The following is a 14,125-nucleotide window of genomic DNA, read 5'->3' as shown; positions in this document are numbered from 1 at the left end:
TAAATTTGCATGAGTGATTCTTTTGATGATGGTCAAGCGGCTTCACAAGATCTCTTTGCCCAATCTAAAAACAAACCCACAAAATCAACAACGGAATTCCCTAAGAGCAATGCTGATGTAACTGAGATGGGGGATCAATTAACTGGGCAGCCAAATCACCCACTAGAAAAGAGGGAACCTAGGGCAGTCTACAAACAATCCACTTCTGCTAACACACAGCGCCTGGGTAATGGTCTAAACCCTAGAGCTAAGACACCTATAACCATGGTAGAAACAGCGTTTCTGGCCAGTACCGCTAGCTTGATTTGGCTGATTAATTATTACTTTCCTCTAGGACCAATACTCAAAATGTTTTTCCCAGTGCCGATTGCTTTAGTTTACCTAAGGAGGGGCAGTAGGGCATCCTGGATGGCAGCACTGGTTTCGGGGTTGTTACTATCAGTGCTTATGGGAGTAACTCGCAGTATTATCTTTTTGGTCCCTTATGGTCTAATGGGGGTGCAACTGGGAGCTTTTTGGAAACGTCGAGCTAGCTGGCTGCTTTCTATTAGCATGGGTACGCTAATTGGTACAATAGGCTTCTTTTTTCGGTTTTGGTTGTTCTCAATTCTACTGGGGGAAGACCTCTGGGTTTACGTGATGACCCAGGTGACAGGATTATTGGATTGGTGGTTTGTCAAGCTGGGCTTGCTATTTCAGCCCAGTCTATTTCTAGTTCAAACCCTGGCTATAGTAATGATTATAATCAATAATGCCATTTATTTATTCGTGGTGCATATTGTAGCCTTACTAATGCTAGACCGATTAGGAAACCCGATTCCTAGACCACCAAACTGGGTAAAAGTTTTGCTGGATTACGATTGAGCTATTAGTAATTGATCACTTGTAATTCATAAGATACTTTTTGTTACACTTTGAACCGTCAGCTTACGCGCTACTTGAGGGCTAGGCTTTCCGGAAATAGTTATCAGCTCTGAATCAGCTCTGAGCCCTTGGAGCTTAGAGCTTAAGCTTAACCGATTACATTTACCTCAGTTTATGCCCGTGTAAAGTATGGCAATTGTTATTTTATTTTATTGAAATTTATGGAATTATATCCCTAAATAATGTGTGTAAAAATGTGTTTTAAAAAATAGTCCTATTAACAAGTAAAGTATTTACTTCTTTAATTTGCTACTTTTACAAAACGATTCTGTAACCTTATCCAAAGTTTACTGTCACCTTTCACCACAATTCATCTTTAGTGTAGCATTTGTTTCTATTTATTTTTATATTTCAGATAAGAACTAAGGACTAAAAATTAAGGAATAATGATCCGAGTGTATACCCAGCAGGTAAACGGAAAACGATGGTTACAGCAGTATCAAGGATGCTCACCGGTATTTGCTTGTATTTTAGGATTCACTGCTACTGGGCTGATTCCAGGCATTTCTGCTGCTGGTGCTACCCCAGATGATCGTCAGTATACTGCGATCGCTGATGCTGAGTTTTTGGTCAATGGAGTTACTCGCCAACCTCAATATCCCCTTCCTGCTCTAACTGTGGGAGTATCCCCTGTATTGATTTCCCGTGCTGTAGTTGAGGCATTTAACCTACCCATCTATCTGTTCAATGCTGGTTTACCTCACCCTCCGACAGTACCAGCCATTGACTTAGGTGGTATTCCTGCTAAGTGCCTAACGTCTGGAAATGCTTTGCCCCTGGAAACAGTGAAACGGTTATTTCGGCAAGGTTTACAGTGGGGAGAAAAGCTAGCAAGTGTGGTTGGTGATAGCTATCTGATTATTAGTGAGTGTGTGGTTGGGGGAACTACCACCGCACTTAGTTTGCTCACTGGCTTGGGGATTGATGCCGCTGGTAAGGTTAACAGTAGCCATCCCCAGTGCAATCATGGTCAAAAGTGGGAGGTGGTGGAGCTGGGGTTAGAACGAGCTGGGTTAGGGGGTAGGGGAGCCGGGGAGCTTCCCGAAAGTGAACCTAGGAAGAAAAATTCACCGTCTCACCCCCACCATACCGCACCTTTATACTCCCTCACCTCCTCATCCTGTCACGCCCTAACACCATCACCACTTGATCACTTAAAGCTAGTGGCAGCAGTGGGAGATCCCATGCAAATTGCTGCAGCAGGTATGGCAATGGCAGCTAGTCGTCGCTGTGGCGTTTTACTGGCTGGTGGTACCCAAATGCTAGCGGTTTATACCTTAGCACAGGCATTGGCAGAGTCGGGTTTAGCCCACCCCAGTATTACTGAGGGTAATTCCCTAGCATGGCAACCAGCACAAGTAGTTGTGGGAACAACTCGCTGGGTGGCAGAAGACTCGACTGGTGACACGGTTGGATTAGCAAAAGATATTGGGAGTGTACCCCTTTTGGCAACACAATTGAGTTTTAGCCAGTCTCGTTATTCTCAGCTACAGGCATATGAGCAAGGATATGTCAAAGAAGGTGTGGGTGCTGGAGGATGTGCGATCGCAGCCCACCTTTATAAGGGCTGGAACTCGGCTGAATTACTTCAAGCCATTGAAAACTTAGTGGAGCAATATCGTCTTTCTCTGAGGTGATTGTTGTTGGAGCCAGTGAAAAAACACTTTACAGTCTGACCAAGTTAGTTAGAAAATCACAGAGGTGCTGATTTGTTTTCCCTATTAACCTTCAACCCTTAGACTAATCTGGAGAAGACTGCCAATTAGGAATGAATTCGCTGTGCTAGGAGTTGTTCTTCTAAGGCAGCAATCCGATTGTAGGCTGCTGTAAGTTGGGCAGTTAAGCGTTGAACTTGAATATCAGCAGAGATATTATTGTTGCTATTGCTAGAGAAACTACCTAGCCCAGAGTTACTATCAATCAGCACATCTTTATGTTGGGTCAGTAGGTTCATGGAACTTGGACTTTCCTGAGTCCGGGGTATCGGTTCCCGAGTTGGCTGAGATTGCTCAGTTTCCTGCCTTGAACTATTTTTGAGTTCAGAAAGTCCTTCTGAAAGCTTCAAACTGAGTTTTTCGATGGCTTCGCAAAGAGTATCCACTCTATGACTTAGAGCCATGATTTGATTTTGATATTCATCCATAGGATTTTAAACTGCCATAACTTAGTTCTTTTTTATCCTAGTCACTTAACGATCAAAATCCGATGAATTGCTGATTTATTTAACTATTGTCAAAAATCAGTCAAAAATCAGCTCTAAACTCCTTAGAGTCTGTTTTCCAGAGTGATTTTTTCAAAAATACCAGATAGCCGCTGTATATCTTAATATTTACCCTGATTAATTCAGCTTTAATTAATAATTGTCTTTTATACCAAGTTCTGGACTAAAATTAGCACAATCGGTTTTTTCGGAATTAATTCCTTGGCCATAGTAATTTTTAATACATAACATACGGATAATTTTCCCGATGTGATTACCTTCTCCAACTCCTATAAAGATGGTAAACTAATAGCAGTTGACAAGAGAACCAATAAGTGTATTAACCGCTTGATATAGATTTTTATATCCCCCCATCACTCTATCTTACAGATTTAGATTTCTTATAGTTAGGTCTCAAACAAGACTGTGTGTTGAGGGGGAGGACGGGGAGGAAAAGGGAGACATAGCTGGTGTTTTCGTTCTTTTGATCATGCTTACTCTTATTAAGAGTCAATTAATAAGAGTAAAACTATCATTGATGTCAAGTGATGTAAAAGTGATGTAAAAGTAGATTCAGATGCCTTAGCCCTTGACTTGGATTAGTTTTGTTAACCAGACTATAAGTAGTTGTTAATTGATTAGATTTATCATATCTAGCAGATGGTTGTTGGCCTAACAGGTCACAAAAGTCAGTTAATTGGTAATAGCTATGGTAGTTGCTATTGAGCCAATGTAAATTAAGGTCAAATAGTTGGTAACTATAGGAAATTCAGAAATACTTATGAAGCGACGCTCCTTGATACTAGGTGCTAGTAGCATAGCCCTTAGTCAGTTAGCATCTGGTTGTAATATCGGACAACAAGCCTCTTTAAAGGTAAGGCTGTTGCAAAATTCAATCCCAGTTCAGCTGTTGGGTGAATTTCGTAAGACCTTAACACTACGGGCTAAGCTAAATTTTGACCCGGAGAAACAACTATCTGCTTTATTCCAACTCCTGACAAGCTTGAAAGAGCAAGGCAAACCCAAAAATAACCAAGATTGGTTTCCCCTAGATTTGCTCCCGATTAGGTTTAGGAAACCGATAAGTACTGATTTAGTTACCTTAGGAGATTATTGGCTCAAGTCAGCCATTGAGCAGGAATTGATCCAACCTTTGAAGATAGAAACGTTGCCAGGATGGAAACAACTGCCACCAGAATACCAGAAACTCGTCAAACGTGACCAAACTGGTCAGCTAGACAACTCAAGAGAAATTTGGGGTGCTCCTTATCGCTGGGGTGCTACCGTGATTGCCTATCGCCGTGACAAGTTCAAAGCCTTAGGCTGGACTCCCACTGATTGGAGTGACTTGTGGCGTGAGTCTTTACGCGATCGCATTTCTGTATTAGACCACCCCCGAGAAGTGATTGGTTTAACCTTGAAAAACCTAGGCTTATCCTATAATCAACAGGATTTAAATCAAGTCAAAGACTTGAAACCAGCACTTCGACAACTGGCTAAACAGGTTAAATTCTACAGTTCGGATCACTACCTAAAACCTCTAGTGTTGGGGGATACCTGGGTCGCAGTCGGTTGGTCTACGGATATCCTGGCACTAAGAACACGCGATCGCCAAATTGAGGCAGTGGTGCCTCAGTCAGGAACAGCCCTGTGGTCAGATGTATGGGTAAAACCCGTATCAGTCAGCTCTGCTTCTGACTCCTCAGAAAGTAACTCTGGGTCGGATTTAAGCAAACAGTGGATTCAATTTTGCTGGCAAAGCAAATCAGCCAAGCAAATTTCTCTACTGACTAATGCTGCTTCCCCGATTCTTGTTAATATGCCTAGGGAGAAGCTGCCACAAGATCTCCAAACCTTACCTCTACTGCTGCCAGAAGCAGCAATTCTCAACAAGTGTGAATTCCTCCATCCCTTACCAGAGTCTACACAAAAGCAGTATGAATCCTTGTGGAAAGAAATGCGAAGTACGTGAAAATTCCCTGTTCTAGTTTTGTGATAACTGGCAAAAGGTCGAGACTTTACCAGCTAAAGGGACTTGGCCAGGTATACATACCTCCACCTGGCACATGGAATTACCATCACAGGTATAGGCTCCTAAAGGCTTTCCTCGCTGGTTAAATACTCTGGTATTGTAGTCATAATCCCTGGCAACGTTTCCCATTTTGTTAATAAAAGCATATCTACCTAGATAGTTAAGCAGACTCCAGAGTTGGCGATTCACTACCAAATCTACCCGGCCTTTACTCGGATAAGCTAACCAATTATCCAGTAGCTTACCGCCAAACTGTTCATCAGCCCACCAGAAACTTGGAGTAGTGAGCTTAGTTTGAGAGATAGTATCAGCAGTAATCACAGACCCATCAGTAGGAAGATTATCTGGCTGCAGTAAATTTAAATTCACAGCTTCTGTGTCCGGCTGCACTTTTACAGTCTTTTGAGCTAAAACTGGTTTAGGCTTCCAGCCAACCAGAAAACAGCTCTCTAGAAATACAAGGCACAAGACACAAGGCACAAGGTATAAAGGATTTATTTTAGTAACGGTGTTTTTTTTATCCATCAACCAACCTTAAAGCAACCAACCTTAAAAGAATTAAGAATGTAGAATTAAGAATTTAGAATTCTACATTCTGCATTCTGCATTCTGACAGACAACCTACCCTAAACCGAATTGCCTTGGGCGAACAACCAACTCACCTTATCCCCACAAACGACGCCTAGGAGAACCATTAAGACGCTGGTGGGTATCAGAGAGTAAGGAAGGAATATCCAGTTGTTCGGGGCAACGGGGAAGACAGTCACCACACTGGGTACAACGGTTTCCCTTGACCCCCCTAAACCAATGACCAGCATTTTCAAACATTTGATAGCGGTATTGACCAAACTCGGTCATGTCGTAAGCTAAAGCAAGATTGCGCAACCGCAAGACTTCTGGAATATTAATGGTTTCTGGGCAAGGTAGACAAGCATAGCATTGACTACAGCGGTCAGTTCCTAGAGCATTCTTCAATTGGGTTTCCAAACGAGAGAATGCTGCCATTTCCATTGGGCTCAAAGACTCGTCTCGGTTAGCCACACTTAAAGGCAGAGTCAGCTCATCTGGGTTAGTCGGTCCAATACTAAGGGTGGTAATGCGGGGATCGCTTAATAAAAACCGATAGTTCAGTTCCAGTGGCGAGAAGGGATGGCACAGTTTCTCTAACGTTGGTGGTGGGGTGTAGAGTTTGCCTCCTTTATCAGCAGGAGATATGATGAAGATACCCATATCCTTCTGATCAGCCAATTCAATCGCCGCAGCATTGCGTTGAAAGAAGTAATAGTAATGCAGGTTGATGAATTCAAAAAAATCTGTTTGAATTGCCCCTAGAATCACTTCTATTGAACCGTGGCTTGAGAAACCAACATGGTTTATACGTCCCTCGGCTACGGCTTTTTGGACAGCTGCCATACAGCCAGTGTTAGACTTTACCCAGGACAGATGCTCTTCAGTGTTAATCCCATGAATTGCTAAACAATCGACATACTCGAGCTGTAGACGTTCTAAGGAATCATTAATCCACTGACTCATCAAATCAGCATCAGGGGTTGGTGGAATCTTGGTGGTTATATATAGCTGGTCTCGTGGTACTGACAATCCAGCTTTCAGGATGTTACCAAGGTACTCTTCACTCTTGCCGTAACCCCTGGCAGTTTCCAGGTGATTAATTCCTTTAGTGATTACCTGTTGCACTGTCTTCTGAGCATTGGACTCAGATGATAAGCAACGCATGGTGCCGCAAGAAAATACTGAAAGCTGGAGATTAGTTTTACCAAACCGCCGATAACGCATGTTCCCCAACTGCTGAAATAATCAAATCTTTGGTTATCACATCTTTGGTTAAAATGTTGCCGAAAAACAGTTGCGCAAAAAGCTCACTTGATGGCCATCGATTGTCTTGGGGTATAGCTTCGGGTATAGCTTCGGGTATAGATAGTTTGGGATATATCCATTTATCCCAACGCTCACTTAGGGTATAGCATCAGGATTAGAGCATCTGGAAAACTCTCACCAATGGCTAGATGGTAAGGCTTTCAGAAACATCTCCATAATTTTTTGACAGAGCAATTAATATATTGTTGCTGTTAAATCCCGTTTAATCCCAATATTTTGGCTTTAGCTACCACGACTATATCCTCCACGGTGAAGAAAATCTTCTGGGCGGATATTAGATACAAATTCCCGAAAAGCTCTACGCTCCTCTTCATCCTTATCTTGGTCTACAGGAATCGAAGCATCAGCAATCACCTCTTCCATCACCCAAATCGGACTGCCAGTGCGCAGGGCAATCGAGATGGCATCACTTGGTCGAGCATCAATTTCTTTCTTTGTCTCACCCTGACTAACACATAGGCTGGCATAGAATGTGTTATCTTGGAGAGAGTGTATTATAACACGATCCAGTGTTATGCTCCACTCCTCTAGAAAATTGACCATTAGGTCATGGGTCAGGGGACGGGGTGGTGTTTGTCTTTCCAAAGCACTGATAATTGCCTTTGCTTGATCTTGCCCAATATAGATTGGCAGAGCACGCCGATCTAAGACATCTTTGAGTAACACGATGGGGCTACGTGTTACAGTATCTACTGCAATGCCAGCAACTCTCATTTCAATCATCAGCTTAGCCTCTAGAATACGGTCAGCATCAGGGGCATCAAAGCGAAGCGGTAAACTAGTACTGTACAGACGGGCACCGAAACTTGCGCTTGCCAGATCTGTTCTTTTCACGTTACCGGTCAACGGTAAGATTAGCCCTTGAGAATCCAATTCGGTGAGATCAACAAGATTGTATTCTCCAAGTATGCCTTAGTCTCAGGAAATTTGTTTGGCCACTTCACTAAAAAAACACAAACCTATGCCAGCTCTTTTCCTACTAACAGTCTAGTTGCACCAGTTCATCCCCTTACAGAAGAACAGTATAAACAACAGTGTTTACAGGATTAATTCAAGCTCTCGGCACAATTAGACCAATGGGAAGCGATCGCTTTATTGTCTCCGCTACCTCTGATGCTATGGATGTTATCTTACAGGATTTAGAACCTGGTGATAGTGTAGCAGTAGATGGAATTTGCCTAACGGTAGAGACAGTTTTGCCCACAGGCTTCTCAACCACTGCTTCTGATGAAACTCAGGGGCGCACCACCCTTGGACAAAGGCTACAGACAACTTCTTACGTTAATTTGGAAACGTCTTTGCGTGTGGGTAGCAAACTAGGGGGTCATTTTGTAACGGGTCACATTGATGGTATTGGCTGCTTAACGGAATCTTTACAAACACCAAACTCCTGGGAAATGTCCTTTACAGCACCAGCTTCCTTGACGGATGTATGGCAGCATAAGATAGCTCGTTATCTTGTTCCCAAGGGTAGCATTGCTGTCAATGGGGTCAGCCTAACGATTGCTGAGTGTGACCCCAACGGCAGTTGGTTCAAAGTAGCGGTGATTCCCCATAGTTACAGCCATACGAATCTTAGCCACTTACGGACTGGCAATTGGGTGAATATCGAAAGTGACATTTTAGGGAAATATGTCGATAAGTTGCTGGGTAACCGAGTGCCAGCTACTGAAGCCATGGATGAAATTTCGCCGGAATTTCTGGTAGAAAATGGGTATTTGACATCCTCACCCAGCTGAAGCCTGTAGGGCTGTTTCATTCTTGTGAAAGATCACGGAGGCCAAAAGTGAACAACTAAACAAGCCAACCTTCACACTTTACACTTGAGACTTCACATTCTATTGAATGCCGACCTCTACGGAAAGGAAAGCTCAACAAGCGCAACAGGCAAGGTTACTCTTCGAGCAAGAACAACAACGGTCACAGTGGCTAGCAGAGCGGTTAAGGGCGATGGGAATTGACCCGGAGGTTACCGAGTAATTAGGTTCAACAGAAATGCGTTCGCGTAGCGTGGCCTACGGCCAATCGCGCCCCGCGTGACCTTTGATCAATCCCATTCTGCTTAATGATTTAATTAATTATCTCATTAATTATCTACAAGGCTTGAGCCCTCAAGTACTCTTCCCCCTCTTCCCTTTCCTACTAAAGATGTATAGGCTGCTAGAGTTTCCCTTGCCGTTCTCTCCCAAGAGAATAGCATCGCTCTTTCCTTACCTTTTCTAATCAATTCCTCCCGGAATTGAGAATTACTGATCACCTTGACCATAGCATCTGCTAATTCAATTGGCTGATTAGGGTCAATTAAAATTGCGGCATCTCCCGCTACTTCAGGCAGAGATGAAGTATTAGAGGTAATCACAGGGGCACCCAAAGTCATCGCTTCTAAGACAGGTAGACCAAACCCTTCATAGTAGGAAGGATACACAAAAACATCTGCATTTGAGTAAAACCAGGCTACCAGTTGATCCGATAAGTAGCCCAGATGATGAATATGGTGTTTCCAAGGGGAGCTAGCAATATCGGCAAAAATAGATTCATAAGACCATCCTTTTTGCCCAATCAGTACTAACTGATGCTCAATTTGATGCCGTTGCTTTAAATAATTAAATGCTGCAATCAGAGTATTAATATTTTTCCTCGGCTCAAGAGTACTGACAAATAAAATATAGGGTTGGGCGAAGTCGTAATTAACTGATGTCAGCAAAGACTCAACCTTGGTATTCGGTAAATTTAGTGTATTCGGTAAATCTAAAGTAGAGTAACGGCTAGCTTGAGGAATAACTTGGATGTTGTCAGGATTCACCCCTAGGTAATTGACGATATCCTGTTTAGTAGACTGGGAAACAGTAATCACTAAATCAGTCCACCGTAAACATTGTTTTACCCGAGCAGTATAACTTTTTACAATTGAGTTAACATACTGAGGATATTTAATAAAGGTTAGGTCATGAATCGTCATAACCCGCAAGCTTTTTTTACAGGGATAAACGACATGGTCAGTACCATGGAGGATATCAGGATTGCCTAAGTATTGCTCACAATAAGGTAAGATGGGATTAGGTAAAGTGGCTAGTAAACTAGAGATTGTAACCGGTAACGGTATAGTTTTAATCTCTAGATTTTGAATCTCTAAATGCCTAGTTAGCACTTCCAGAAATGACCAATCACGAGATAACCATTGTCTGACACTTGGTTGATAGGCGACACTTAACTGAAAGTATTCCTGACTTTTTAGCTTATGGAGTGCCTGAATTAAATTTAAGGCATACATGCCAATGCCACTTAACTTATGGCGGATTGGTGTAGCATCAACAGCAATTTTTATCATCTTTTAATCATTAGTTGTAACCCAAATAAAATTATAATTGGTAGTTGATAATTAACTAATGACTATAGATAAACTCTGTTCCGGTCAAGATGCCATCACAAATAACATCTAATCCTTTACTTTTACCAGGAAGAAATTCATTGAGATCACATACCTGAAGTTTAAATTCCGATGGATTACTAGCTTCGGTGGTCATTTCTAGAGGAATCATGCGCCGGAAGAAAAAGTGATAAGCATACTTCCTTGCTCGTTTTATGATTGCTTCAGGTAAGCCATCCCCTAGGGGTAACTGATCTAAATACTGAACATACTCCTCTACAGAACTCGCATCCATAGTGATGCCTTTATTACGAATCCAGGCTTCTCCTGCAACAATTACAGGTATGCCCATGCTAGTCAACTCTACGCCCATTTTAGTGCCATAGATCAGAGCCGCATTACATTGGAGGATAGCAGCATAGGTGCTAACGGGACTTTCTGGGGGAATAACAAACACATTTGGAGGAAGAGTGGGGAAAACCTGACGAATTTCCTCAAACAAGGGTTGACGCGATCGCAAAGTCCCTCGAATTTCCGCTGGGTGAATCCGAATTAACAACTGTAACTCTGGCCTCATAGCAAAATACCGAATAGTTGTCAATACCCATTCCAGCATATTCGGAAAAGCATTGACTGGGTAATGGAGTTGAGCATCCCACATCACATTAGTCAGTAACCCAATACAAGGACGAGAAAAGTCTACTCCTACCGCATCAGTAATTTTGGTCAGGTCAAATTGAGGACTTTCATGGAACCAAATCCAATCCTGAGTTCCTTGCCACCGACTTTTCAAATAGTCCATCAACTCCTGTTCCATCTGGGAATTCCACGGTATAGTTTCCCAATTACTGACTGGCTCCCACATCAACTGGTGATGATAGGTTTGATGGTGACTAAAGATAAAGCACTGTTTGCGATAAGCAGGGTTCCAGTTCACCACCCGCACCCCTTCCTGACGGGCTACTTCACCAGTCAACCCCTGAGGAACATAAATGCCATGGTTAAATACAGCACACTCAACCTTAACCGTTTGCAGCAGCCGACGGGTTGCCCAAGTGGTCAGGATTGCCGCTTGGAAGTAACGCTTGAGAATCGGCTCAGCATTCGGTTCCCCTTCCAGGGAAGCACGAGCATAAAATCGCAGAGCTCCAGCTAAAGCGTGTTCTCCCACAGCTACCCCATTTAGGGTGTACTTTTCAATCTCAGCAATGGTGAGACTACTACCTATCTCCTTGGCCTGTTGGTAATCCGTATCTGTGAGAAAGTCACTGTAGCGATGGATAGTCAATCCTAAGGGTTTATAGATCCGATCGGCTAGGGGAAAGCAGTCGTTACACAAGTCACGTTTAGGACCATGGTTTACAAACAAGTCCTGTTTGGGATAAAAACTGACATCACACCAAAAACAAGCCGGTAAAATACCATCACAGAGCAAAATGTGAACTTGAGCACCCCTGAGGGTTAACCCCACTGCTAGTAGACTTTCTAAAGTGATGGAATGGATTTCTCCACCCACACTAGTAGCTACCAGAATCTTAGAGCCAGTTTGGGCAGCCTTTAGGGCATTTTGCCATTGGTTTAGAGACCCTTTCAAGACCAAATCCCACCTGGGCTGATCTCGAATAATGCGCTGTCTACGCTTATAGAGCTTAACCCTGCGATGAAGGGATTTGTTCCGCTTGAGAAACTCTTTGATCATTTGATAGTTGACAGTTGACGGTTGACGGTTGAGTGTGAACAGGTGACAGTCAGCTAAGCCAGATTACTAGCATATTACTTTCAAATAGAGGTTTGGAGATTATTGCTTTTGTATGTACTGTATGTACTGAACACTGTAACCCCAAGCCAAAACTATGCGAGAACTCTATCCCCCCATCGAACCTTACAACCAGGAAAACCTAAGAGTTTCTAACCTCCACACCATTTATTTTGAAGAGTCGGGTAACCCACAAGGTCAGCCAGTAGTGGTGTTACACGGAGGACCAGGAGGTGGTAGCCAACCCGTTTATCGCCAATACTTTGACCCACAGAAATGGCGAATTGTCATGTTTGACCAACGCGGTTGTGGTAAAAGTATCCCCCATGCTGAACTTGACCAGAACACTACCTGGGATTTAGTTAGTGATATCGAAAAACTGCGAGTAAAACTGGGTATTGAGCAGTGGGTAGTTTTTGGCGGTAGTTGGGGTAGTACTCTGTCTTTAGCCTATAGTCAAACCCATCCTGAACGCTGTCTAGGACTGATCTTGCGGGGAATTTTTATGCTCAGGCAAAAAGAAATTCGTTGGTTCTATCAGGAGGGAGCAAGCTATATTTTTCCTGATTCTTGGGAAGACTATATCAAGCCGATTCCAGAAGCAGAACGCCATGATCTAATTTCTGCTTACTATCGACGGTTGACCAGTCCGGATCCTCAAACCCGCAATTCAGCAGCTCGGGCTTGGTCAATTTGGGAAGCAAGTACCAGTAAACTCTTCCAAGACCCAACCCTGATCCAAAAGTTTGGTGAGGGGGAATTTGCTGATGCGTTTGCCAGAATTGAATGTCATTACTTTGTCAATAAAGGCTTTTTTGAACCAGAAGACCAGTTACTCAAGAATGTAGATCGGATTAAATCTATCCCTGGGGTGATTGTCCAAGGACGCTATGATGTAGTTTGTCCGATGGTATCAGCTTGGGAATTACATAAGGCTTGGCCAGAAGCTGAGTTGATTGTGGTACCTGATGCCGGTCATTCCATGACAGAACCAGGTATCCGCAGTGCTTTGATCGAAGCAACGGATAAGTTTTTGACTTAACTGGGTGACAAGCAGCCTTGTTAGCCTTACTGGAGGAACGGGTGTGGGCGAAAGGCTGTAGTAGCCTGATATCTTTGAAAAGATAGCTTGAGTTGAGGTACCTGATGCTGTTGGCGAAATAATTTGTAACCTAAAATAAATTGCATATTTCCTAACGGGATTTAGTGGAAGCCAAGAATAATGATCTGATCGCTTTATAGGAAACCCTCAAACAATTCTATAGCATTTACAAATAAATCAAAAAAATGATTACCGTTTTTTTGATTATCCAAAATTTCTGTTTACTTGATTAACTCTTTCCTCTTGCTTCTTGCCTCTTACCTTTTCTTAAGGAAGTAGATTAACAATTCAAATAGAAATGCTATACTGGTAAACTAAAGAAAGATTTACCCATAATTTAGGAGCGATGACTGTCACAATTACCCCAGCACATAGCCTGGAAGAATTTCTGAAGCTCCCAGAAACAAAGCCAGCCAGGGAATACATCAACGGCGATATTGTCCAAAAGCCAATGCCGAAAGGAAAGCATAGTCGATTGCAGCTCAGGCTATGCAATAGTATCAACGAAAACACAGAAAGCCAGAAAATTGCTTATGCCTTCCCAGAGTTGCGCTGTAGTTTTGGCATACGCTCTATTGTACCTGATATAGCGGTTTTCAAATGGTCACGAATTCCGTTTGATGACGATGGGGAAGTTCCCAATGATTTTTTATTGCACCCCGATTGGACAATTGAAATCCTCTCTTCAGAACAGAGTTCAAATCGGGTAATTGGCAATATTCTCTATTGCTTACAACATGGTTGTCAGCTAGGTTGGTTAATTGATCCTGCTGATAGGTCTATTTTAGTGTTTCGACCGGGTCAACAACCAGAATTGTGATTAGGTAGCAATCACCCTTCTGTATTAG

At 42.9% G+C, this 14,125-nt stretch carries 14 protein-coding genes; 8 read left to right on the top strand and 6 right to left on the bottom strand.

Going from position 1 to position 14,125, the window contains the following annotated elements; genetic code table 11:
- Positions 1-9 precede the first annotated feature (9 nt).
- Entirely contained in the window at positions 10-864 is an 855-nt protein-coding gene (locus BJP34_RS30370) for a DUF2232 domain-containing protein (protein ID WP_070395563.1), read from the top strand.
- Positions 865-1,310: 446 nt separating this feature from the next.
- Positions 1,311-2,561, top strand: a complete 1,251-nt coding sequence (locus BJP34_RS30365; RefSeq protein WP_070395562.1) for a nicotinate-nucleotide--dimethylbenzimidazole phosphoribosyltransferase — start codon at positions 1,311-1,313, stop codon at positions 2,559-2,561.
- Between the two features lie 125 nt (positions 2,562-2,686).
- Here the strand turns inward: BJP34_RS30365 and BJP34_RS30360 are convergent, their stop codons facing one another.
- A complete protein-coding gene (locus BJP34_RS30360) occupies positions 2,687-3,043 on the bottom strand; it encodes a hypothetical protein (protein WP_229424101.1) in 357 nt (118 codons plus the stop codon).
- A gap of 862 nt (positions 3,044-3,905) precedes the next feature.
- Here BJP34_RS30360 and BJP34_RS30355 point away from each other — a divergent pair.
- Complete coding sequence (locus BJP34_RS30355) at positions 3,906-5,096, top strand: extracellular solute-binding protein (protein WP_070395560.1); 1,191 nt, start codon at positions 3,906-3,908, stop codon at positions 5,094-5,096.
- 12 nt (positions 5,097-5,108) lie between these two features.
- Here the strand turns inward: BJP34_RS30355 and BJP34_RS30350 are convergent, their stop codons facing one another.
- The 3 genes from BJP34_RS30350 to BJP34_RS30340 form a co-directional block, all read right to left on the bottom strand.
- Positions 5,109-5,681 carry a hypothetical protein gene (locus BJP34_RS30350; protein WP_229424100.1) on the bottom strand — a complete coding sequence of 191 codons (573 nt, stop codon included), beginning with the start codon at positions 5,679-5,681 and terminating at the stop codon, positions 5,109-5,111.
- A 138-nt stretch (positions 5,682-5,819) separates the two neighbouring features.
- Positions 5,820-6,950 carry an aldo/keto reductase gene (locus BJP34_RS30345; RefSeq protein WP_070395559.1) on the bottom strand — a complete coding sequence of 377 codons (1,131 nt, stop codon included), beginning with the start codon at positions 6,948-6,950 and terminating at the stop codon, positions 5,820-5,822.
- A 324-nt stretch (positions 6,951-7,274) separates the two neighbouring features.
- Positions 7,275-7,775: a bifunctional nuclease family protein gene (locus BJP34_RS30340; RefSeq protein WP_070396955.1), complete on the bottom strand. Its 501-nt coding sequence runs from the start codon at positions 7,773-7,775 to the stop codon at positions 7,275-7,277.
- A 138-nt stretch (positions 7,776-7,913) separates the two neighbouring features.
- Between BJP34_RS30340 and BJP34_RS30335 the strand changes: the two genes are divergently transcribed.
- The 3 genes from BJP34_RS30335 to BJP34_RS49665 all read left to right on the top strand — a co-directional run bounded on the left by BJP34_RS30335 (position 7,914) and on the right by BJP34_RS49665 (position 9,032).
- Positions 7,914-8,102 (top strand): hypothetical protein, encoded by a 189-nt coding sequence (locus BJP34_RS30335; protein ID WP_070395558.1) that lies wholly within the window; start codon positions 7,914-7,916, stop codon positions 8,100-8,102.
- Positions 8,087-8,791: a riboflavin synthase gene (locus tag BJP34_RS30330; RefSeq protein ID WP_070395557.1), complete on the top strand. Its 705-nt coding sequence runs from the start codon at positions 8,087-8,089 to the stop codon at positions 8,789-8,791. Before BJP34_RS30335 ends, BJP34_RS30330 begins: the two co-directional genes overlap by 16 nt.
- A gap of 106 nt (positions 8,792-8,897) precedes the next feature.
- Positions 8,898-9,032 carry a fructose-bisphosphatase class II family protein gene (locus BJP34_RS49665; protein ID WP_149031260.1) on the top strand — a complete coding sequence of 45 codons (135 nt, stop codon included), beginning with the start codon at positions 8,898-8,900 and terminating at the stop codon, positions 9,030-9,032.
- A 106-nt stretch (positions 9,033-9,138) separates the two neighbouring features.
- On the opposite strand, the gene BJP34_RS30325 is transcribed toward BJP34_RS49665, so the two are convergent.
- Positions 9,139-10,380, bottom strand: a complete 1,242-nt coding sequence (locus BJP34_RS30325) for a glycosyltransferase family 4 protein (RefSeq protein ID WP_070395556.1) — start codon at positions 10,378-10,380, stop codon at positions 9,139-9,141.
- 55 nt (positions 10,381-10,435) lie between these two features.
- Positions 10,436-12,118: a capsule biosynthesis protein gene (locus BJP34_RS30320; protein ID WP_070395555.1), complete on the bottom strand. Its 1,683-nt coding sequence runs from the start codon at positions 12,116-12,118 to the stop codon at positions 10,436-10,438.
- A gap of 154 nt (positions 12,119-12,272) precedes the next feature.
- On the opposite strand from BJP34_RS30320, the gene pip reads away from it, so the two are divergent.
- Positions 12,273-13,217, top strand: a complete 945-nt coding sequence (pip, locus tag BJP34_RS30315; protein ID WP_070395554.1) for a prolyl aminopeptidase — start codon at positions 12,273-12,275, stop codon at positions 13,215-13,217.
- Positions 13,218-13,623: 406 nt separating this feature from the next.
- Positions 13,624-14,097 (top strand): Uma2 family endonuclease, encoded by a 474-nt coding sequence (locus BJP34_RS30310; RefSeq protein ID WP_324610980.1) that lies wholly within the window; start codon positions 13,624-13,626, stop codon positions 14,095-14,097.
- Positions 14,098-14,125: the final 28 nt, after the last annotated feature.

The organism is Moorena producens PAL-8-15-08-1 (assembly GCF_001767235.1).
Classification (GTDB): Bacteria; Cyanobacteriota; Cyanobacteriia; order Cyanobacteriales; family Coleofasciculaceae; genus Moorena; species Moorena producens_A.
The sequence above is the reverse complement of the archived record's forward strand: the minus strand, read 5'-3'. Positions and strand labels throughout refer to the sequence as shown.